This window comes from Streptomyces microflavus (assembly GCF_014650075.1).
In the GTDB taxonomy this organism is placed as follows: Bacteria; Actinomycetota; Actinomycetes; order Streptomycetales; family Streptomycetaceae; genus Streptomyces; species Streptomyces microflavus.
In genome coordinates, this window is sequence record NZ_BMUG01000004.1 from 229,620 (window position 1) to 250,647 (window position 21,028).

Below are 21,028 nucleotides of genomic sequence, written 5' to 3' on the forward strand. Positions count from 1 at the left end.
TCGTCAGGCCCCCTTGTTCTCGGTGCCGGTGGTGCCTTCGACGGACTGCGGCGCGGCGGAGCCCGGCTTGTTCCAGCCTTCGCCCCAGCCCGCCCCGGCCGCCCCCGCTGTCGGCGGGGGTTCGGCCTCGCCCGGTCCGGAGTGGGCGTGGTACTCCACGGAGCCGGCCGTCATCTGCATGAACGCTTCCTCCAGGGAGGCCCGCTGCGAGCTCAGTTCGTGCAGCACGACCTGGTGACGGGCGGCCAGTTCGCCGAGCTCCTCGGTGGTGGCCCCGTCGATCTCCAGGGTCCCGCCGTCCGTCTCGACGGCGGTGAAGCCCTCCTCGTGGAGCACGTCCCGCAGCCGCTCCTGCTGCGGTGAGCGCAGCCGTACGTAACTGCGGGAGTTCTCATGGATGAAGTCGGCCATGGAGGTGTCGGCGAGCAGCTTGCCCTGGCCGATCACGATCAAATGGTCGGCGGTCAGCGCCATTTCGCTCATCAGGTGCGAGGAGACGAAGATGGTCCGCCCATCGGCGGCGAGCGCCTTCATCAGGTTGCGGATCCAGTGGATGCCCTCGGGGTCGAGACCGTTGACCGGCTCGTCGAACATCAGGATCTCGGGATCGCCCAGCAGCGCGGAGGCGATACCCAGGCGCTGGCCCATCCCGAGGGAGAAGCCCTTGGACTTCTTCTTCGCGACCGCGCTCAGACCGACGGTGTCGAGCACCTCGTCGACCCGGCTCTTCGGGATGCGGTTGCTCTGCGCCAGGCAGAGCAGGTTGTTGTACGCACTGCGCCCGCCGTTCATCGACTTGGCGTCGAGCAGCGCCCCGATGTACTTCAGCGGTTCCTGCAGTTCGTGGTACGGCTTGCCGTCGATGCGCACCGTTCCGCTGGTCGGGTTGTCCAGATCGAGCATCATGCGCATGGTGGTGGACTTGCCCGCCCCGTTGGGGCCCAGGAAACCGGTCACCATGCCCGGTCTGACCTGGCACGTCAGATGGTCGACGGCAACCTTGCTGCCGAATCGTTTGGTCAGTCCCTCGAGCTCGATCATGCGCACACGCTAGAACGGCCGCGCGCCCGGCGCCACCACAAAGGCGGAACCGGGCGCGCGGAAGAAACCGCTCAGGGCGTCAGCGGGTCTGCTGGGCCGGAACACCGCGCTGGGCGGGCTCGTCGTCCACCGGGGAACCGGCGGCGGCCACCGCGGCACCGGTCAGCGTCGCCAGCATCTCGCGGACGTTGGTCAGCTGCGCGTTGATCGAGTCGCGGCGGTTGGTGAGCGCCGCCAGCTCGCGCTCCGACTCGCTGCGGATCCGGTCGGCCTTGGCGTTGGCGTCGGCCACGATGTCCTCGGCCTGGCGCTGCGCGGTCTCCACCGTCTGACGGGCCCGGCGCTCGGCGTCCGTACGGAGCTTCTCGGCCTCCAGGCGGAGCTGCTCGGCGCGGTGCTCGATCTCGGCGAGACGCTTCTCGGCCTTGGCCTGACGGGACGCGAGGTCCCGCTCCGACTGCTCGCGCCGCTTGGCGAGGTTCGTCTCGAAGTCCGCGGCGGCCTGCGCGGCCTTGGCGCGGGTCTCCTCGAAGAGGGCGTCCGCCTCCTCGCGCTTCTGCTGGGCGTCCTTCTGGGCGTCGGTGCGCAGCGTGTTCGCCTCGCCCTGCGCCTTCTCGACGATGCGGACGCCCTCGTCCTCGGCCTTCGACTTGCGCTCGGCGGCGAAGGACTCCGCGTCGTTGCGCACCTGCTGGGCGGCCGACTCGGCCAGCTCGCGGTGCTGCTCGGCGGCGCGGCGGGCCTCCTCACGCAGGTCCTTGGCCTCCTCCTCGGCGAGGCGGAGAATCTTCTCGACACGGGCACCGAGCCCGGCGTACGACGGCTCGGCGTCGTTCACCTGGGCTTGGGCGTTCTGCGTTTCGAGGTGCAGCTCCTCGATGCGCTTTTCCAGAGAGGTGATTCGGGCCAGGGCACTGTCACGGTCCGCGATCAGCTTGGCAATGCGGTCATCCACCTGACCGCGGTCGTAACCACGTCGCACGTGCTCGAAGCCGAAGGGGGAGGAAGGGTCACTCATGGGGTTCCTGTCGAATGAGACCGGTGAGGTGATAGGGGGAATCCTAGGGGCCATAGCGGCGTGTCAACGTGTAGATGCCGGTTTGATCTGGAGAATGACACCCCTTTTGAGTGGCTGACCCCCGGAGTGCTTGCCACTCGAAGGGTTGAATGTCCATGACGAAGCACGCGCCCCCGTGCGCCTGCCTCTTCCCCCGTGGCCTGCCGTCTCCCCCGTACGACCACTACCTCTCCGACGACTTGACTCCCGATCGCGTCCCCGCCGCGGCGGGTGCCTTGCCGCCGCCCGCAGGTCCGCCCGCCGATTTCCCGGCCCCGGTCGGCGTCTCGAAAGATTCCAACGCCTCCAGCACGTCCTGGACACGGGAGATCTCCGTATTGATGTCCTCGCGCCTGCGCACCAGGACATCCAGCTCGCGCTTGCCCTCGGAGACCGTCTTCTCGGCCTCGGCCGCCGCGTCGGCCCGCAGCTTCTCCGCCTCGCGGATCAGCCCGGCCTTCTTGGTCTCGGCCTCCTTCAGCAGCGACTCGGCCCGTTTCACCGCGGCGATCCGGACCTTGCTCGCCTCCGAATTGGCCTCCGCCAGCAGCTCCTTGGCCTTCGCCTCGGCCTCGTCGCGCTGTTCGGTCGCCGCCTTCATCAGGTTGTCGACACGCTCGCCCGCGGTCTTCATCTGCTCGGACGTCTCGCGGCGGGCCCGCTCGTGGAGCTCCTCGATCTCGCTCTCCAGCCGGGCCCGCAGCTCCTCGGCCCGCTCCCGGATCTGGGTCGCGTCACGCCGGGCGCCGACCAGCAGCTCGTCGGCGTCGGTACGGGCGCGCTCCACCAGGGTGTTGCCCTCGACGGTCGCCTCCGAGGTGATCCGCTGGGCCTCCTTGCGGGCCGCGCCGACCATCGTGTCGGCCTGCCCCTCGGCCTCGGTGGCCGTACGCAGCGCCTCTTCCCGCGCCTTGTTGATGAGCTGGTCCGCCTGCTCCGCCGCGTCCGCCCGGCGCTTGGACGCCGCCTCGCGCGCCTCGTCCAGCACCCGGTCGGCCTCCTGGCGGGCCTCGGAGCGCAGCTCCTCGGCCGCCGACTCCGCCTCGGCGCGCAGCCGTTCGGCCTCCTCACGGGTGCGGGCGGCGTACTCCTGCGCGGAGCCCAGCCGCTCGGCCGCCTCGGTACGCAGCCGCTCGGCCTCCTCGCCCGCATCGGCCAGCAGCCGGTCGGCCTGCTCGGTGGCCTCCTTGCGGCGCCGGTTGGCCTCCGTGGTGGCCTCGACGACGAGCTGCTCGGACGCCTGGGAGGCCTCGTTGCGGATGCGCTCGCTCTCGGTCGTCGACTCCGCCATGAGCCGGTCCGACTGGGCCGCCGCCTCCGAACGGATCCGGTTCGCGTCCTGCCGCGCCTCGGCCCGGGCCTTCGACGCGTCCTGCTCCGCCGACGTGAGGGCGTCGGACGCCTCCGTACGCACCCGCTGGCTGTACTCCGAGGTGTCCGCGCGCAGCCGCTCCGACTCGGTGATCGCGTCGGAGACCGTCCGCTCGGCCAGCGCCTTCGCGGCCTCGGTCTCCTCGTGGGCGTCCTGCCGCAGCCGGGCCGACTCCTCGTTCGCCTCCCGCCGCAGCCGGACCGCGTCCTCGGCGGCCCGCTCCCGCTCGGCGTGCGCGTCGGCGCGGACCCGGTCCGCCTCCTCCTGCGCCTCGGTACGGGTGCGCTCCGCGACGTGCTCCGCGGTCGAACGCAGCCCCGCGATCTCCTCCTCGGCCTGCTCGTGGAGACCGGCGACGGAGTCCCGCACCTGCTGCGCGGTCTGCTCGGCCGCCGAGACCAGCTCGGTCGCCCGGGCGTCCGCCTCCTCGACCAGCCGCTGCGCCTCGGCCTGCGCCTCCTCCACCCGCTTACGGGCGGAGGCCAGCAGCTCCTCGCTCTGCTCGCGGGCCCGCTCGCGCTCCTGCCCGGCCTCGGTACGGGCCGCGCCGAGGATCTCCTCGGCCTCCCGGCGGCGGCGCGTGGCCTCCTCCCGGGCGGCTTCCAGCGCCTCGGCGGCCTCGGCACCGACCCGCTCGGCGGCGGCCGCGGCCTCGGCCCGCACACGGTCGGCGCTCTCCTGCGCCTCGGACTTGAGCCGCTCGGCCTCGGCGGCCGCCTCCGTGCGCAGCCGTACGGCGATGGCCTCGCCCTCGGCCCGGGAGCGTGAGGCGTCCGCCGCGGCCTCGTCGCGCAGCAGCTCGGCCTCCGCCCCGGCCTGCTCGGTCAGCACGCGGACGCGCTCGGCGGCCTCGGCCCGCTGCCGCTCCGCCTCCTCGCTCGTCTCGCGGCGGATCCGCTCCGCCTCCGTACGCGCCTCGCCCAGCGCCTCCTCGGCGGCGGCGAGCCGGGTCTCGGCCTCGGTGTGCAGCCGGTTCAGCTCGTCGGCCGCCTCGGCCTGCCGGGCGGCGACCGCGCGCTCGGTCTCCTCGCGCAGCCCGGCCGCTCCCCGCTCGGCCTCGGCGGTGGTGGCCGCCGCCTGCTCCTCGGCCTCGGCCCGCAGCTTCTCGGCCTCGGCGCGGGTGCGCTCCAGCGTCTCCTCGGCCTGCTTGCGCAGGGTGGCCGCGCGCTCGGCGGCCTCGGCGCGGATGCGCTCGCTCTCGCCGTTCGCCTTGGTGCGCAGCTCGTCCGCGTCGGAGCGCGCCTTCGTCAGCAGCTCCTCGGCGGTACGGGCGCCCTCCTCCAGCTGCTGGACCGCCTCGCGGCGGGCCTCGCCCCGGATCCGCTCGCCCTCGGCGACCGCCTCGGAGCGCAGCTGCTCGGCCTCGCCGCGGAGCCGGCGGGCCTCTTCCTGGAGCTCGACCGTCTTGGCCCGGTACTCCTTGGTGTCGTCCTTGGCCGCGCCCTTGAGCTCGTCCGCCTGCTCGGCGGCCTCGCCGCGCAGCCGGTCCGCCTCGGCCTCCGCCTCGCGGCGGATCCGGTCGGCCTCCTCGCTCGCGGCCCTGGTGGTCGACTGCGCGTCCTCGGAGGCCTTGGTGAGGACCTCCTCGGCGCTGCGGGCGGCCTTGGCGAGCTGGGCCGCGGCGTCCTCGGCGGCCGCCGTACGGGCCTTCTCGGCCGCCTCCGCGACCAGCCGCTCGGCCTCGGCGCGGGCGTCGGCGAGGGCCTGCTCGGCCTCCTCCTTGAGCGCCTCGGCGCTCTTGGTGGCCTCGCCGACCAGCCGGGCGATCTCCGACTTGGCCGTACGGGTGCGCTGCTCGTTCTGCGACTCGGCACCGGCCAGCCGCTTGGCGGCCGCGTCCTTCGCCTCGGTGAGGACCCGCTCGGCCTCAAGGCGGGACTCCCGCAGCCGGGTCTCGGCCTCCTGGAGCCGCTGCTCGGCGGCCCGGTTCAGCTCGGCCGTCTGCTGGCGGGTCTGCGAGGTCTCCGCGGTGGTGCTGGAGCGCAGCTGCTCCGCGTGACTGGTGGCCTCCTGGGCCTGCGCGGAGGCGGCGCCCAGCAGGCGCTCGGCGTCCTTGCGGGCGCGCAGCAAAATCGCTTCCGCTTCGGCCCTGGCCGCCTCGGCCTCCGAGCCGACGCGCTGCCGGGTCTCCTCGGCCAGCCGGGCGGTCTCGGACCGCGCTGCGGCGAGCGCCTGCTCGGCCTCGGCGCGGGACTCGTCCAGCAGCCGGCGGGCCTGCGACTCGGTGCGGGCCCGCAGCTGTTCGGCCCAGGCGACGTTCTCGTTGACGTGCGACTCGACGGTCTGCCGGCGCTCGGCCAGCTCCTGGTCGAGCTGCTGCCTGCGCTGGACGGCCTCGTTGTGCAACTCCGCCTGCAGGCGCGCCTGGTGCTCGGCGTGCTCCTGGAGGATGCGCTGTGTCTGGGCCCGCGCCTCGCGCAGCTCGCGCTCGGCGTCGCTGCGCAGCTGCTCGGCCTGGATCTGCGCGTTCCGCAGGAGCTGTTCGGCCTGGTAGCCCATGTCCGCGCTGTCGTAGGCGGGACGGGTCGCCAGACTGCGCCGCGCCTCGTGCAGCTTGGCGCGCAAGACCTCGACCTGGTAGCCGAGGTCCTCGGCGTGCTGGACGGCCTTCTCCCGGTCGGTCTTCAGCCGGTCCATCTCGGCTTCGAACCGCGAGAGATGGTCGTCTTCAGCTCGGTGGCTCTCCTGGCTTTCGTAGCCCCGCACTGCGCGGTCCCATCCTTCCCCGAGCTCTCAACGTCGTTCGAGCAGGGGAGACCCCAACCCTGTTCGCAACGAGTACCGCTCGCCGACGAGCGGTCCCCCGGGGAATGGTGACAGACAAACGACGAGGACGCGGTACGGCCCCGACCCGGCCCCGGCCCGGAACCGCCCACTCTACCGGGCCAGGTATGTGCCGGGTCAGTGCTCCGGGCTGCTCGTGACCAGTTCGGTGAGGACACCGTGGCAGTCCTTGGGGTGCAGGAACGTGATCCGGGACCCCATCGAACCCGTCCTGGGCTCGTCGTACAGCACCCGGACGCCCTTCTCGCGGATGTCCGCGGCGTCCCCGTCCACATCCGCCGTACCGAAGGCGATGTGGTGGACGCCCTCCCCATTCTTTGCCAGCCACTTGCCGACGGCCGAATCCTCCCGGGTCGGCTCCAGGAGCTGGAGGTACGAAGCGCCCCCGTCCGAGGTCTCGTTGATCTTGAGCATGGCCTCCCGGACGCCCTGCTCCTCGTTGATCTCGCTGTGGAACACCTCGAATCCGTACGTGGCACGGTAGAACTCCACCGTCTTGTCCAGGTCGAAACAGGCGATCCCGATGTGGTCGATACGCGTCAGCATGGATTCAGCATGGCTTCGCTCCACCGCTCCCGCCACGGTTACACAACGTGCGCGCCGTCACACCGGCAGCCGGATGACGGGCGCGGTACCGCTCAGTACATTCAGGTAAACCCTCGTTCACATCCGATCCCAAGGGGCCGTGCCCATGCCAGCAACGACCGGTACCACCACCTCAGTGATCGTCGCGGGCGCCCGGACGCCCATGGGCCGTCTCCTCGGCTCCCTGAAGAGCTTCTCCGCGGCCGATCTCGGCGGGGTCGCGATCAAGGCGGCCCTGGACCGGGCCGGCATCGGCGGCGACCAGGTGCAGTACGTGATCATGGGCCAGGTGCTCCAGGCCGGCGCGGGCCAGATCCCCGCCCGCCAGGCCGCCGTCAAGGCCGGCATCCCCATGAACGTGCCCGCGCTCACCATCAACAAGGTGTGTCTCTCCGGGCTCGACGCCATCGCCCTGGCCGACCAGCTCATCCGGGCCGGTGAGTTCGACGTCGTGGTCGCGGGCGGCCAGGAGTCCATGACCAACGCCCCGCACCTGCTGCCCAAGTCCCGCGAGGGCTACAAGTACGGCGCGATCGAGATGCTCGACTCGATGGCGCACGACGGTCTCACCGACGCGTACGAGAACATCCCCATGGGCGAGTCCACCGAGAAGCACAACAGCCGCCTCGGCCTCGACCGCCTCGCCCAGGACGAGATCGGCGCCCTCTCCCACCAGCGGGCCGCCGCCGCCCGGAAGAACGGTCTCTTCGAGGCCGAGATCACCCCGGTCGAGATCCCGCAGCGCAAGGGCGACCCGGTCCTCTTCTCCCAGGACGAGGGCATCCGCCCCGAGACCACGGTCGAGTCCCTCGGCAAGCTGCGCCCTGCCTTCGCCAAGGACGGCACGATCACCGCGGGCACCTCCTCGCAGATCTCCGACGGGGCCGCCGCGGTCGTCGTCATGAGCAAGGCCAAGGCGCAGGAGCTCGGCCTGGAGTGGATCGCCGAGATCGGCGCCCACGGAAACGTCGCGGGCCCCGACAACTCCCTCCAGTCCCAGCCCTCCAACGCCATCCGGCACGCCCTGAAGAAGGACGGCCTGAGCGTCGAGGACCTCGACCTGATCGAGATCAACGAGGCGTTCGCCGCCGTCGCCGTACAGTCCATGAAGGACCTCGGCGTCACCCCGGACAAGGTCAACGTCAACGGCGGCGCCATCGCGCTCGGTCACCCGATCGGGATGTCCGGCGCCCGGGTCGTCCTGCACCTGGCCCTGGAGCTGAAGCGGCGCGGCGGCGGCACGGGTGCCGCGGCACTGTGCGGCGGCGGCGGCCAGGGCGACGCGTTGATCATCCGCGTCCCGGGCAAGTAAGTACCCGTACGGGTTCCAGGGCAGGGCAAGGCGAACGGAGCGGTGAACGTGGACGTGGACGTCCCCACGCTGGTCGAGCAGGCGCGAGCAGGCAGGCCGCGTGCGGTGGCCCGGCTGATCTCGCTGGTGGAGGGGGCGTCCCCGCAGCTGCGCGAGGTGATGGCCGCACTGGCGCCGCTGGCGGGTCATGCGTACGTCGTCGGCCTGACGGGCTCGCCGGGCGTGGGCAAGTCCACCTCCACCTCCGCCCTCGTCGCCGCCTACCGCCGGGCGGGAAAGCGGGTCGGCGTCCTCGCCGTCGACCCGTCCTCGCCGTTCTCCGGCGGCGCGCTGCTCGGCGACCGGATCCGGATGGCGGACCACGCCTCCGACCCCGGCGTCTACATCCGCTCCATGGCCACCCGGGGCCACCTCGGCGGCCTCGCCTGGTCGGCCCCCCAGGCGATCCGGGTGCTGGACGCGGCGGGCTGCGACGTGATCCTGGTCGAGACGGTCGGCGTCGGCCAGTCCGAGGTGGAGATCGCCTCCCAGGCCGACACCTCCGTGGTGCTGCTCGCCCCCGGCATGGGCGACGGCATCCAGGCGGCCAAGGCCGGAATCCTGGAGATCGGCGACGTCTACGTGGTCAACAAGGCCGACCGCGACGGCGCCGACGCCACCGCCCGCGAGCTGAACCACATGCTGGGCCTGGGCCAGTCCCGCGGCCCCGGCGACTGGCGCCCCCCGATCGTGAAGACGGTCGCCGCCCGGGGCGAGGGCATAGACGAGGTCGTCGAGGCCCTGGAGAAGCACCGCGCCTGGATGGAGGAGCACGGCGTCCTCGCCGAGCGCCGCACGGCCCGCGCCTCCCACGAGGTCGAGACGATCGCGGTGACGGCCCTCCGGGAGAGGATCGCGGACCTGCGCGGCGACCGCCGCCTGCACGCCCTGGCGGAACGCATCGTGGCGGGGGACCTCGATCCGTACGCGGCGGCCGATGAGCTGGTGGCGGGGGTCACGGGGGAGGGGTGAGGCGTTCCCCGGGCCGGGCCGCCGGAGAAGCCGCCCGCCGGGCCTGGCGGGCGGCTTCGACGTACTGGGGGGCGAACTTCATCACGTACGCCTCGGGTACCTCGTACGGAGACTCCCAGTACTCCGGCAGGAAGCTGTCGCCGTCCTCGAAGCAGCGGTGGCACGAGGCGCACCTCTCCGTCCGCCAGGCGTGGGCCACGGCCCGGACGCCGTCGATGACCGCGTCCAGCGGACCGTCCTCCCGGTACCAGCGGTGGAGATCCACCGCGCCGCACCCGGGACAGGCCACCGTGAGATCGGCAGCGGCCGGTTCGCTGTCGAACGCGGCCCGCCAGGCGTCCAGGAGCTCGGGCGCGACGATCCGCCACCCACCCGGACCGAAAAGAGCGAGCTCATCGGTCTCGAAGAGATCCATTTCCGCGGCTTCGACGGCACCGAGCGTCGTGCACTCGCCCGTCGCCAGGTCGACGCGGACGGGGCCGGTCCCGACCACCATGAACGACGGGTCGCCGGTCTCCAGGTAGCGGCGGTCCTGATAGCCGAAGTAGGCGTGGTCACCGACCACGGCCGAGTGGCCGTCGATGGGCACCAGCTCCACCTCACTGTTGAGGGGATCCTCGTCCACGTAGGTCCGGGCCAGTTCGGCGGCCTGTTCGTAACTGATCATCGGTCGGTCGCCAGGTCATAGCTCATCCATGACTCCTGAAGGGGGAGGAGGGAACGTTTCTCGCTTCGGAGGAGCGGCGGTAGCGATGACGGCCTGGAGGTCGAAGACGAGGGCCAGCCAGTAACGCCGCAGCTCCGCCAGCCGGTTGAAGATGTGCTCGGCACTGGCCCGCTCCCGCTCCCTGTCACCTCCGAAGTCCCGCAGGGAGGCGATGACTTGGTAGCGGTCGAACGGGATGCCCCGGTCTTCCACGTAGTCGTGGCTCAACTCGAGTTCGAGCCCGGTGCCACCGAGGTCCGCGCTGTAGTCCGCCGGCCCACGGGCGACCGGGAGCAGCCGGGTACCGAAAGCCGTCGCCACGTCCGCTGTCAGCGACTCCCCGGGGACACCGGGGTGGATGAAGATGCTGTGGTGGGAGGTCATAGCGGGCCGCCGTCCATGAGGTCGCCCACTTCCGACGCTCCCGACCGGCGGCGGAGCGGGCCTACGAGGGGCTTCATTCTGCCGCGCCCCGCGCCCCGCACCCCGCGCCTTGGCCGGGGCGCGGAACGGCCCCGTACCGCCACTGCGGTACGGGGCCGTGCTTCCTCGGGGGTGCCGAGCGGTGGACGTCAGTCGTCGTCGCCGTCGCGGTCGTCGTTCCGGTCGTCCGCGTCGTCGCCGTCGTCGTCCCGGTCCACCGTGACCTTGCCGGTCTTCGCGTCGACGTGGAGTTCGTGGTGCTTGCCGTCCTTGCCCGCGATGTCGACGTCCCAGCGCAGGACGTTGCCCCGGCGGCCGTCGTCATCGTCATCGTCGTCGTCCAGGTCGATCGACGTGATGCTGCCCGGCGCCGTCTTCAGAGCCGCCTCGGCCGCCCGGTTCAGGGAGACGGTGGAGGAGCGGGGCGCGTTGCGGTCGCGGTCGTCGTTGTCGTCGTCCTCGCGGGTCTTGAGGACCTTGCCGGTGGTGGCGTCCACCGTCACGTCGTGCCAGGTCTTGTCGGATCCGTAGACGTCCAGCTCCCAGACCGTACGGCCGTTGTGGTCGTCATCGTCGTCGTCCAGCCCCGCCTCGGTGACCGTGCCGGGGGCGCTCTTCAGGGCCGCCGCCACCGCCTGATCGAGGGTGATGCGGGAGTCCTTGCCGCCGGCCGTCCGCGTGGTCTCCTTGGCGTCGTCCGAGCGGTCGTCGCGGTCGTCGTCCCGGTCGTCCGAGCGCTCCGCGCCGGGCGTCGGCTGCTGGGCCGTCGTGCCGGTCCGGCCGTCGCTGTCGTCGTCCGCGAAGGCGACGGTGGCGGCGGCCGTGCCGCTGATGAGAACGGCCGCGGTGATCGCTGCGATGGTGACGTTGCGCTTCATGAGGTTCCTCCCCGAGAGCTGCTGTGCTGTGCTGTGCTGGTTGGCGGGTTCCACACTGCCGACCTGATGCTGAACGCAGCCTGAAGCCACCTGAAGGCGTCTTCAGGTGGAGTTTGCGAGGCTGTGCGCATGCGCCTGTTGATCGTGGAGGACGAGAAGCGTCTCGCGGTGTCCCTCGCCCGGGGACTCACCGCCGAGGGCTTCGCCGTGGATGTCGTGCACGACGGCCTCGAGGGGCTGCACCGGGCGAGCGAGGGCGGCTACGACCTGGTGATCCTCGACATCATGCTGCCCGGCATGAACGGCTACCGGGTCTGCGGTGCCCTGCGCGCCGCCGGACACGAGGTGCCGATCCTCATGCTGACCGCCAAGGACGGCGAGTACGACGAGGCCGAGGGGCTCGACACCGGCGCGGACGACTACCTGACCAAGCCCTTCAGCTACGTCGTCCTCGTCGCCCGGGTCCGCGCCCTGCTGCGCCGGCGTGGGGCCGGCACCGCCGCGCCCGTCCTGACCATCGGCACCCTTCGCATCGACACCGCCGCCCGACGCGTCCACCGCGGTGAGGACGAGTACGCCCTCACCGCCAAGGAGTTCGCGGTGCTGGAGCAACTCGCCCTGCGCGCCGGGCACGTGGTCAGCAAGGCCGAGATCCTGGAGCACGTCTGGGACTTCGCCTACGACGGCGACCCGAACATCGTCGAGGTCTACATCTCCACCCTCCGCCGCAAGCTGGGCGCCGCCTCCATCGTGACGGTGCGTGGCGCCGGCTACCGGCTGGAGGCGGGATGAGGTCCGTACGGGCCAGGGCCGCCATCGGCGCCACCCTGGTCGTCGCCGTCGCCCTGGTCGCCGCCGGGCTCGCCGTGCTCTCCGTCCTGCGGACCAACCTGATCGACCAGGCCGACCTCCAGGCGGAGGTCGCCGCCCGTGAGGTGGCCGGGCAGCTCGCCCTCGACACCGCCTACGCCGATCTGGACCTGGACGACGAGGAGGACCACCCGGTCCAGGTGACCGACGAGGAGGGGCGGGTCGTCTTCGTGTCCCAGGGGCTGCGCGCCATCTCCGGGACCGGCTCGGCCGGCGTCAGCCCCGTACCCTCCGCCTCGGTCGGTGCCACCCCTTCGCCCGGGGACGACGATGACGACGGCGACGACGATGACGGGGGTGGCAGCGGGCGGCCCGAGCGGGGCGAGGTCTCCTCCGACGACCCGGACTTCTCCGACGGCACCGCCACCGTGGACGGCAAGAAGGCCGACTACCGGTTCGCCGCCGTCGAGGCGACCACCTCCGCCGGAATCACCCTGACCGTCCACGCGGGCGCCCCGCTCGCCGCCGAGCAGGAGGCGGTGAACACCGTGCGCGGGGCCATGCTGACCGGGCTGCCGCTCCTCCTGGCCGTCGTCGCCGGGGTGACCTGGCTGGTGACCCGGCGAGCGCTGCGGCCCGTCGAGGGCATCCGCCGTGAGATGGCCGCGATCACCGCCTCCGAGGATCTGGCCCGCCGCGTCCCGGAGCCCGATTCGCGCGACGAGATCGCCCGCCTCGCCCGGACGACCAACGAGACGCTCACCGTCCTGGAGGCCTCCGTGGAGCGGCAGCGGCGGTTCGTCGCGGACGCCTCGCACGAGCTGCGCTCCCCGATCGCCTCGCTCCGCACCCAGCTGGAGGTGGCCGAGGCCCACCCCGAGCTGCTCGACCTCCCGGGCGCGGTCGCCGACACCGTACGCCTCCAGGTCCTGGCGGCGGACCTGCTGCTGCTGGCCCGGCTGGACGCGGGGGAGAAGCCGGGGGCTGCCCGGATCGAGGCGGGGGCGCTCGTCCGCGAGGAGGTGTCCCAGCGGACCGGCGACCGGATCCCGGTGACGGTGGAGGTCGCCGAGGGGGCGGCGTACGAGGTGAGCGGGTCGCGCGGGCAGCTGGTCCGGGTGGTCGGCAACCTGCTGGACAACGCCCAGCGCCACGCCGAGAACCGGATCACCGTCCAGGTGGCGGCCGACGGTCGCGGGGTGCGTGTCGAAGTCCGCGACGACGGGGCCGGCGTTCCCGAGGACGAGCAGGAACGGATCTTCGAACGGTTCGTCCGGCTGGACGACGCCCGCAGCCGCGACGACGGCGGTGCGGGTCTCGGCCTCGCCATCGCCCGGGACGTGGCCGCACGCCACGGCGGGACGCTCACGGTGCACCGGGCCCCGGAGGGCGGCGCGGCCTTCCGGCTGTGGCTGCCCCGCGCGGCCTGAACACGGCCTGGCCGGCGTCGTGAAGGCGTCGGCCAGGCCCCGTACGCCTACGGCTTCCCGCGCCGCCCCCGCAGGTGCTCCGCGATCGGCGTCAGCGCCGCGTGCAGCTCCGCGAGTGCCTCGGGGGAGAGCAGGTCCATGAAGTGGTTGCGCACCGATTCGACGTGGTGCGGAGCGACCTTGCGCATGGTCTCGGCGCCCTGCTCGGTGAGGACCGCGTACAGTCCCCGCCGGTCCGACTCGCAGTGGGTGCGGCGGACCAGGCCCGCGGTCTCCATCCGGGTGATCTGGTGCGAGAGCCGGCTCTTGGACTGCAGGGTGGCGGCGGCGAGGTCGCTCATCCGCATCCGCTGCTCGTCGGATTCGGAGAGGTTGACCAGGATCTCGTAGTCGTTCATGGTCAGGCCGAACGGCTGGAGGTCCTTCTCCAGCTGGTGCATCAGCAGCCTGCTGACGTCCAGGTGGGTGCGCCAGGCGCACTGCTCCGTGTCGCTCAGCCAGCGGGTGGCCGTCTCGGTCTCCATATATGGATTCTACCTAAGAAGTTGAAAGCCGGACGAAATTAACGGGTGTGACGACGGGCACCCCGGGCCCGCCGGAGTGAAGGCGGGCCCGTTGGCAAGGACCGACGGCTGGGCGCAGACGTTCGACGTCACACTCCGCAGCCTACCGCTCACAAGCCGAAGCGACGCTGGAGGTCCCCCAGCTGGCCGGGCATGCGCGGTGTGCCCCCGCCTCCCGGAGCGAACCCGCCGCCCGGGACTCCCGGCTCGTTCGGCACCGCGCCCGTCGCCTGCTCCGCCATCAAGGCTTCGCTGGACTGGAGCAGCACCGTGCCCGCCCCCACGAACTCGAACTGGTGCTCCTCGCCCGACGTGCCGCCGATGCCCGTCAGTGACCGGATTCCGCCCATCACGCCCGTCATGTACCCGTGGTCGTAGTGGTGGCACGGCGAGGGGCAGTCGGCCCAGCCCACCAGCGCCTGCGGGTCGACCCGCAGCGGCGGCTCCATGAAGACCACAGGACCGTTCGACGCGGCCACGAACTTCCCCGTACCGATCAGCGTCACGAACCCGGGCACGATCGACTGCTTCAGCGCCAGGGACGGCTCGTACGCCAGCAGGTTCCCCGAGCGGATCGTCAGGTTCCCGTCCTCCAGGTCGAAGGAGTTCACATCGAAGGCCCGGTCCGCGAGCAGCATTTTCCCGCTGCCCTCGGCCACCACCCAGTCGCTCGCGTGCAGCGGCGAATGGAAACTGGAGCGCACCAGCCGCTCGAACCGGCCGTGCCCGATGCCGTCGAAGTTGATCTGCCCGTAGTAGGCGATCATCTTCCCCTTCTGCAGGAACCACCGGCTTGCCTTGAGCTCCACGCAGAAGGTGTAGGAGTTGACGTTGTCGTCCGACGGCAGCGTCATCGGATCGAAGATCACGGGCGTGCTCAAAGCTTCTCCTCCGATGCCTGGACGTACACCGCGCCGTTCCCGCTCAGCTCCAGCTGGAACGCCTCGCCGGAGCCGCGCCCCACCATGTCCCGCCAGCCGACCGCGGTGGAGAGCTTGTTGCGGACCTCCCCGTGGTGGGCGACGTACGCCTGGGGGTCCACATGGACGTCCCGGCCCGGGGTGATCGGCAGCTCGATCACCCCGCCGTGCGCCATCACCGCGACCGCGCCGTGCCCCTTGAGGGTGGTGGTGAACAGTCCCTGGCCGGTCACCTGGCCGCGCACCATGCCCATCACGCCGCCCTGCGAGCCCATGAACATCGTGCCCTGCTGGAGGGTCCCGTCGAAGGCGAGGAGGCGGTCGGCCTCCACGTACAGGGTGTCGCCGGCCAGGTTGATCACCTGGATGTGGTGGCCGCCGTGGCCGAACATCACCGTGCCCGAGCCCTCCACCGTCATCAGCGGTGTCGCCTCACCCGTCACCCGGCGGCCGATCATCGAGGCGAAGCCGCCCTGGCCGCCCTGGATGTTCGGGGTGAAGGAGACCTCGCCCCGGTAGGCCAGCATCGCGCCGCGCTGGCTGAACAGCTTCTGGCCCGGGGCCACCGTGGCCTCGATCATCTTGGAGTTGATCTCCCGGAACGGCATCAGACATCGCCCCCGACGGTGTTGCGCTCGCTCGGCTGTACGTAGACCAGGCCGTCGCCCTCGAAGCGGATCTGGAACGCCTCGCCCGAGCCCTCGCCCATCAGCGTCCGGAAGTTCACCCCGGCCTGGAAGTGCTGCTGGAGGTTGCCCTGGTGGGCGATGTACGCGCCGGGGTCGACCATCAGCGGATACTGCGGGGTCACCCGCAGCAGCACCGCCGCGCCGTCCGACATGATCGCCGCCTGCCCGGTGCCCTCCACCGTGGTGGTGAACAGGCCGTTGCCGCTCGCCCCGCCGCGCAGCCCGGTGAACGTCGTCCCCGTGCGCAGCCCGGCGTCGGTGGCCAGCAGATTGCTCGCCTCCACGTACAGCTTGTCGCCGTGCAGCGCGACCAGGTTGATCTCGCTCGCGCGGTCGGCGAAGTAGCAGGTGCCCTGCCCGGACACCTCCATCACCGTCATCTGTTCGCCGGTCAGCCGGCGGGTCACCATCCCGCGGAGCCCCTCACCGCCGCCGGACAGTTTCTTGAAGGTCATCCGGCCGTCGTACGCGACCATCGAACCGTTCTTCGCCTTGACGCCATCGCCCGTCAGATCGACGGCGAGCGTCTTGCTGCCTTGGAGTCGGAACATCGCCACGCGACGAAGGTAGCCGCCCGTCCCACGCCCCGGCCAGGTCCTACGGAACCGTTACGCCCCTGATGCTCCCCTGATGCACACCCGGACCGGCCCTGATATGCGGCGATACGCGCAGCCGCGGACGGGGCGGGCCCCGGCGCCGGGGCCGGGCCGGCACGATGCCACAATGGGGGCGGCTTGTGCCTGGGTTCACAAGCCCACACGCCCCTCCCACCGAAGGTGCCCTCGTGGACATCAAGACCGCTTCCGCCCTGCACCGGCTGCGCCTCATCTCGCTTCCCGAGGCGCTCTCCTTCCCGGCGCTCCTCATTTTCGGCTCGCTGCTCATGCGGGTCTCGGACATCGACTTCCTGATGCCGCCCCTCGGCATGATCCACGGCGTCCTCTTCACGATCTACGTCGTGTTCCTGCTGGATGTCTGGATCAAGGCCAAGTGGCCGCTCAAGCGTGTCGCGCTCTTCTTCCTCCTCGCAGTCATCCCCTTCGGCGGCCTCTACGGCGACAAGCTCCTGAAGGGTTACGAGGCCGACGGCGTCATCGCCGCCCGCGCCCGCCGCGAAGGCACGGTCAGCGCATGATCGTCGCGTTCTCGGTCTCCCCGCTCGGTGTGGGTGAGGACGTCGGGGAGTACGTCGCCGACGCCGTGCGGGTCGTCCGTGAATCCGGGCTGCCCAACCGCACCGACGCCATGTTCACCTCCATCGAGGGGGAGTGGGACGAGGTCATGGACGTCGTCAAGCGCGCGGTGGCCGCCGTCGAGGCCCGCGCGGGACGCGTCTCCCTGGTACTGAAGGCCGACATCCGGCCCGGTGTCACCGACGGTCTGACCTCGAAGGTCGAGACGGTGGAGCGGTACCTCGCCCCCTGACGCCCCGTCCGGCATCCGCCGCTCCTCGTTCACCCGATAAGCCCCCGCCGCCACACGGCCGGGGGCTTTTCCGGCTCCGGATCAAAAACCGCTCACTCGGACCTGCCAAGTCGACACGCCGTTGTCCGTCCCCTTCTGTGGGGATATCAACCCGTTCGACAGTGGGAGGCACGGTGCGGTCGGAGGGCTACGACTACGACACCTACAGCCGGCTCGCGGGTCCGCTCACCGAGCCGGACCCCGAGGGATACCGAGTCCGGTACCGATCCCTGCTCTCGACGGAGAAACACCGAATAAGGGCCGTCCTCCTGATGACGCTGGCCCCGGTGCTCACCGGCGTCCTGCTGCTCTACCTGGTCTGGCCCACGCACTGGACCGAGCGGGAGAACGGGGAGCGGTGGCTCGTCGTCGCCGACACCGTGATGCTGGTCTCGATCGGCCTGATCGAGCTCTTCATGCTGGTCAACGTGGTCTCCATCGCGCACGCGACGATGGTCGCCAGGGACCCCGTACCCGTGACGCCCGAGCAGGGCACCCGGGTCGCGTTCCTCACCACGTACGTTCCCGGCAAGGAACCGCTCTCCATGGTGCGCGCCACCCTGAAGGGCGCGGTGCGCCTCACGCACCCCGGCCCGCTGGACATCTGGCTCCTCGACGAGGGCGACGACCCGGCAGCCCGGATGCTCTGCGCGGAGCTGGGCGTGCACCACTTCACCCGGCGCGGGGTGCCCGAGTGGAACCGTAAGAAGGGCGTCCACAAGGCGAGGACGAAGCACGGCAACTACAACGCCTGGATCGCCCTGCACGGCGACGCCTACGACTTCTTCGCCTCCGTCGACACCGACCATGTGCCGATGCCCAACTTCCTGGAACGGATGATGGGCTACTTCCGGGACCCGGACGTCGCCTTCGTCGTCGGACCGCAGGTCTACGGGAACTACGACTCGGCCGTCACCAAGGCCGCCGAATCGCAGCAGTTCCTCTTCCACGCGCTGATCCAGCGCGCGGGCAACCGCTACGGCGCCCCGATGTTCGTCGGCACCAACAACGTCGTCCGCGTCGCCGCCGTACGCCAGGTCGGCGGTCTCTACGACTCGATCACCGAGGACATGGCGACCGGCTTCGAGATCCACCGCCGCCGCAACCCCCTCACCGGACGCTTCTGGCGCTCCGTCTACACCCCCGACGTGCTGGCCGTCGGCGAGGGGCCCGCCTCCTGGACGGACTTCTTCACCCAGCAGCTGCGCTGGTCCCGGGGGACGTACGAGACGCTGTTCAAGCAGTACGGCAAGGCACTGTTCCGGGTGCCGCCCGGCCGGCTCCTCAGCTACACCCTGATGCTCGTCTACTACCCGATGACGGCCGTCAACTGGCTGCTCGGCGTGGGGAGCTGTGTGCTCTTCCTCTGGTTCGGCGCGTCCGGCACCCAGGTCGCCGCCTCCATCTGGCTGATGCTCTACAGCGACGCGGCGGCCCTCCAGATAGGGCTCTACCTCTGGAACCGGCGCCACAACGTCTCCCCGCACGAACCCGAGGGCTCCGGCGGCCTCGCCGGGATGGCCATGTCCGCGCTCTCCGCGCCGATCTACCTCAAGTCGCTCGGCTCGGCCGTGCTCCGTACCGACGGCCGGTTCGTCGTCACGCCCAAGGGCGGCCAGGTCTCCCCGGACCGGCTGCTCACCTTCCGGATCCACCTCTTCTGGGCCGCGGTCCTGCTCTCCTCGCTCGCCGCCTCCGTCTACCTGGACCACACCCATGTCGCGATGCGGACCTGGGCGGCGCTGGGGCTCGCGATATCCCTGTCCCCGGTCGCGGTGTGGGCCTGGACCGAGTGGCAGGACCGGCGTACACGGGCCCGCAGTGCCGTACCGGCACCCGCCCCCACTCCCGTACAGCAGCAGCCGCTGCCCGAGCCGGCGTTCGTCACCACGACGACCACCACCACGACCAGCGCCCCGGCGACCAGCAGCGCGAGTGCCGGTACCACCGCCACCACCACCGCAGGAGGGAACTGACCCATGGCCTACCGGCCTTCGAAGAAGATGCGGAAGACGCTCCTGGGCGGCGGCGCCGTGGTCGTGCTAGCGGGGCTCAACGCCCCGGCGGCACTCTCCTTCGCGGAGGACCAGTACCACGCGTACAAGATCGCCCAGCCGAAGTACCAGGCGGAGTACGGCTCCTGGCAGCGGGTCGACATCCCGAAGGAGTACCGGACCAACGCCATCCATGCGGCGCTCCTGCACACCGGGAAGGTGCTGATCGTCGCGGGCTCCGGCAACGACGAGAAGAACTTCGACGCGGGCACCTTCGACACCGTGCTGTGGGACCCGGCCGAGAACGTCTTCCAGAAGATCCCCACCCCCGAGGACTTCTTCTGCGGCGGCCACGCCCAGCTCCCGGACGGGCGGCTGCTGATCGCCGGCGGCACCGCCCGCTACGAGGTCCTGGACGACAAGGTGAAGCGGGCCGGCGGCGGCATGCGGGTGAAGAACGAGAACCCGGACAAGCCGCTGAAGCTGAAGAAGGGCACGGTCTTCCGCTCGCCCTCCGGTGTCGAGTACGCCGCCAAGTTCGACGTCACCGTGCCGAAGGCGAAGCGCGAGTTCGAGGTCGACTACTTCAAGAGCGGCCAGATGAAGCCGTGGAAGACGAAGGTGACGGCGGCGGAGCAGCGGGTCTTCGTGGAGGCGCTGAACGACGGCCCCGACGCGGTGGCGACCGACGCCGCCCAGTACGAGATCGTCGGCCTCAAGGGCAAGGCGGCCGACAACTCCTACGGGCTCGCCGAGAAGATCACCATGGACAAGCAGGACTTCCAGGGGATCAGGGCCGCCTACGAGTTCGACCCGACGGCGGAGAAGTACATCCCGGTCGACCCGATGAAGGAGGCCCGCTGGTACCCGACGCTCGTCGGCCTTGAGGACGGCAAGGTGCTCGCCGTCTCCGGCCTCGACGACGTCGGCGCGATCCTTCCGGGCGACAACGAGGTCTACGACCCGAAGACCAAGAAGTGGACCAAGGGCCCCTTCCACTACTTCCCGACCTACCCCGCGCTCTTCCTGACCAAGGGCGGCAAGCTCTTCTACCCGGGCGCCAACGCCGGTTACGGCCCGGCGGACAAGGGGCGCGAGCCGGGGATCTGGGACCTGAAGAAGAACACCTTCACCAAGGTGCCCGGTCTGACCGACACCGACGAGCTGGAGACGGCGGCCTCGCTGCTGCTGCCGCCCGTGCAGGACCAGAAGGTGATGGTGCTGGGAGGGGGAGGAGTCGGCGAGTCCAAGAAGTCCACGGCCCGCACGGCCGTCATCGACCTCAAGCAGGAAAGCCCGGCCTTCACGGCGGGGCCCGACCTGCCCCAGGGCACGCGCTACCTGAACAGCGTGATCATGCCGGACGACACCGTCTTCACCAGCGGGGGATCCGAGGACTACCGGGGCCGCGGCAACAGCAACATCCTCAAGGCGCAGTCCTACGACCCCAAGAGCAACACCTTCAAGGAGGCGGCCGAGCCGACCGTGGGCCGCAACTACCACTCCGAGGCGCTGCTGCTGCCCGACGGGCGGGTCGCCACCTTCGGCTCCGACTCGCTCTACGGCGACAAGGACAACACCAAGCTCGGCAAGTTCGAGCAGCGCATGGAGGTCTACACCCCGCCCGCCCTGCACCGGGGCAAGGACAGGCGCCCGGTGATCGGGGAGGGCCCGGAGGCGGTCGAGCGCGGTGCGACGGTCACCTTCGAGACCGCCGACGCGGACCGGATCGCGACGGCCCGGCTGATGCGGCCGAGCGCGGTCACGCACACCACGGACGTGGAGCAGCGCTCCATCGAGCTGGGCCTGAAGAAGGGGAGCGGCGAGGTGAGCGTGAGCGTGCCGGACGACGCGACGCTGGTGCCGCCCGGCTGGTACATGCTCTTCGTCACGGACACCGACGGCATCCCGTCGGAGGCGAAGTGGGTCAAGGCGTCCTGAACCCGGAGGCCTTGACCGGGTACGAGGACCGGGTGCCGGGGCTTCGCC

19 protein-coding genes are annotated in these 21,028 nt (G+C 71.0%); 8 read left to right on the forward strand and 11 right to left on the reverse strand.

What is annotated here, in order from left to right; all coding sequences use genetic code 11:
* Positions 1 to 3 precede the first annotated feature (3 nt).
* From IE264_RS13380 to mce, 4 genes are all read right to left on the reverse strand, one after another.
* Positions 4 to 1,041, reverse strand: coding sequence for an ABC transporter ATP-binding protein (locus tag IE264_RS13380; RefSeq protein WP_032758600.1), 1,038 nt, complete (start codon positions 1,039 to 1,041; stop codon positions 4 to 6).
* Between the two features lie 79 nt (positions 1,042 to 1,120).
* A complete protein-coding gene (locus tag IE264_RS13385; protein WP_015611398.1) occupies positions 1,121 to 2,059 on the reverse strand; it encodes a coiled-coil domain-containing protein in 939 nt (312 codons plus the stop codon).
* Between the two features lie 223 nt (positions 2,060 to 2,282).
* Positions 2,283 to 6,176, reverse strand: a complete 3,894-nt coding sequence (gene scy, locus IE264_RS13390) for a polarized growth protein Scy (protein WP_032758601.1) — start codon at positions 6,174 to 6,176, stop codon at positions 2,283 to 2,285.
* Between the two features lie 195 nt (positions 6,177 to 6,371).
* The gene (mce, locus tag IE264_RS13395) at positions 6,372 to 6,800 is read right to left on the reverse strand and encodes a methylmalonyl-CoA epimerase (protein WP_015611400.1); all 429 of its coding nucleotides are present in this window, start codon (positions 6,798 to 6,800) and stop codon (positions 6,372 to 6,374) included.
* 175 nt (positions 6,801 to 6,975) lie between these two features.
* Here mce and IE264_RS13400 point away from each other — a divergent pair, with 175 nt between their 5' ends.
* Positions 6,976 to 8,151: an acetyl-CoA C-acetyltransferase gene (locus tag IE264_RS13400; protein ID WP_032758602.1), complete on the forward strand. Its 1,176-nt coding sequence runs from the start codon at positions 6,976 to 6,978 to the stop codon at positions 8,149 to 8,151.
* A 42-nt stretch (positions 8,152 to 8,193) separates the two neighbouring features.
* A complete protein-coding gene (gene meaB / locus IE264_RS13405; RefSeq protein WP_015611402.1) occupies positions 8,194 to 9,162 on the forward strand; it encodes a methylmalonyl Co-A mutase-associated GTPase MeaB in 969 nt (322 codons plus the stop codon).
* On the opposite strand, the gene IE264_RS13410 is transcribed toward meaB, so the two are convergent.
* From IE264_RS13410 to IE264_RS13420, 3 genes are all read right to left on the reverse strand, one after another.
* Positions 9,146 to 9,829: a hypothetical protein gene (locus IE264_RS13410; RefSeq protein ID WP_032758603.1), complete on the reverse strand. Its 684-nt coding sequence runs from the start codon at positions 9,827 to 9,829 to the stop codon at positions 9,146 to 9,148. The genes meaB and IE264_RS13410 overlap by 17 nt on opposite strands.
* 15 nt (positions 9,830 to 9,844) lie before the next feature.
* Positions 9,845 to 10,252 carry a hypothetical protein gene (locus IE264_RS13415; RefSeq protein WP_015611404.1) on the reverse strand — a complete coding sequence of 136 codons (408 nt, stop codon included), beginning with the start codon at positions 10,250 to 10,252 and terminating at the stop codon, positions 9,845 to 9,847.
* 188 nt (positions 10,253 to 10,440) lie between these two features.
* On the reverse strand, positions 10,441 to 11,169 hold the full coding sequence (locus IE264_RS13420) for a PepSY domain-containing protein (protein ID WP_015611405.1): 729 nt from the start codon (positions 11,167 to 11,169) through the stop codon (positions 10,441 to 10,443).
* 129 nt (positions 11,170 to 11,298) lie between these two features.
* Here IE264_RS13420 and IE264_RS13425 point away from each other — a divergent pair, with 129 nt between their 5' ends.
* Together IE264_RS13425 and IE264_RS13430 are read left to right on the forward strand one after the other, a co-directional pair.
* Positions 11,299 to 11,961: a response regulator transcription factor gene (locus IE264_RS13425; RefSeq protein ID WP_015611406.1), complete on the forward strand. Its 663-nt coding sequence runs from the start codon at positions 11,299 to 11,301 to the stop codon at positions 11,959 to 11,961.
* Positions 11,958 to 13,409, forward strand: a complete 1,452-nt coding sequence (locus IE264_RS13430; RefSeq protein WP_032758605.1) for a sensor histidine kinase — start codon at positions 11,958 to 11,960, stop codon at positions 13,407 to 13,409. Before IE264_RS13425 ends, IE264_RS13430 begins: the two co-directional genes overlap by 4 nt.
* A gap of 47 nt (positions 13,410 to 13,456) precedes the next feature.
* On the opposite strand, the gene IE264_RS13435 is transcribed toward IE264_RS13430, so the two are convergent.
* The 4 genes from IE264_RS13435 to IE264_RS13450 all read right to left on the reverse strand — a co-directional run bounded on the left by IE264_RS13435 (position 13,457) and on the right by IE264_RS13450 (position 16,132).
* The gene (locus IE264_RS13435) at positions 13,457 to 13,933 is read right to left on the reverse strand and encodes a MarR family winged helix-turn-helix transcriptional regulator (RefSeq protein ID WP_015611408.1); all 477 of its coding nucleotides are present in this window, start codon (positions 13,931 to 13,933) and stop codon (positions 13,457 to 13,459) included.
* A 149-nt stretch (positions 13,934 to 14,082) separates the two neighbouring features.
* Positions 14,083 to 14,853: an AIM24 family protein gene (locus IE264_RS13440; RefSeq protein WP_015611409.1), complete on the reverse strand. Its 771-nt coding sequence runs from the start codon at positions 14,851 to 14,853 to the stop codon at positions 14,083 to 14,085.
* Positions 14,850 to 15,500, reverse strand: a complete 651-nt coding sequence (locus tag IE264_RS13445; RefSeq protein WP_015611410.1) for an AIM24 family protein — start codon at positions 15,498 to 15,500, stop codon at positions 14,850 to 14,852. Before IE264_RS13445 ends, IE264_RS13440 begins: the two co-directional genes overlap by 4 nt.
* Entirely contained in the window at positions 15,500 to 16,132 is a 633-nt protein-coding gene (locus IE264_RS13450) for an AIM24 family protein (protein WP_031122907.1), read from the reverse strand. Before IE264_RS13450 ends, IE264_RS13445 begins: the two co-directional genes overlap by 1 nt.
* A 233-nt stretch (positions 16,133 to 16,365) precedes the next feature.
* Between IE264_RS13450 and IE264_RS13455 the strand changes: the two genes are divergently transcribed.
* The 4 genes from IE264_RS13455 (at position 16,366) to glxA (ending at position 20,980) form a co-directional block, all read left to right on the forward strand.
* Positions 16,366 to 16,716: a DUF3817 domain-containing protein gene (locus IE264_RS13455; protein WP_015611412.1), complete on the forward strand. Its 351-nt coding sequence runs from the start codon at positions 16,366 to 16,368 to the stop codon at positions 16,714 to 16,716.
* Entirely contained in the window at positions 16,713 to 17,006 is a 294-nt protein-coding gene (locus IE264_RS13460) for an MTH1187 family thiamine-binding protein (protein ID WP_015611413.1), read from the forward strand. The genes IE264_RS13455 and IE264_RS13460 overlap by 4 nt, the downstream gene beginning before the upstream one ends.
* 173 nt (positions 17,007 to 17,179) lie before the next feature.
* The gene (locus IE264_RS13465; protein ID WP_015611414.1) at positions 17,180 to 19,021 is read left to right on the forward strand and encodes a glycosyltransferase family 2 protein; all 1,842 of its coding nucleotides are present in this window, start codon (positions 17,180 to 17,182) and stop codon (positions 19,019 to 19,021) included.
* A gap of 3 nt (positions 19,022 to 19,024) precedes the next feature.
* The gene (gene glxA, locus IE264_RS13470; RefSeq protein ID WP_032758607.1) at positions 19,025 to 20,980 is read left to right on the forward strand and encodes a radical copper oxidase GlxA; all 1,956 of its coding nucleotides are present in this window, start codon (positions 19,025 to 19,027) and stop codon (positions 20,978 to 20,980) included.
* The last annotated feature ends 48 nt before the right edge of the window (positions 20,981 to 21,028 follow it).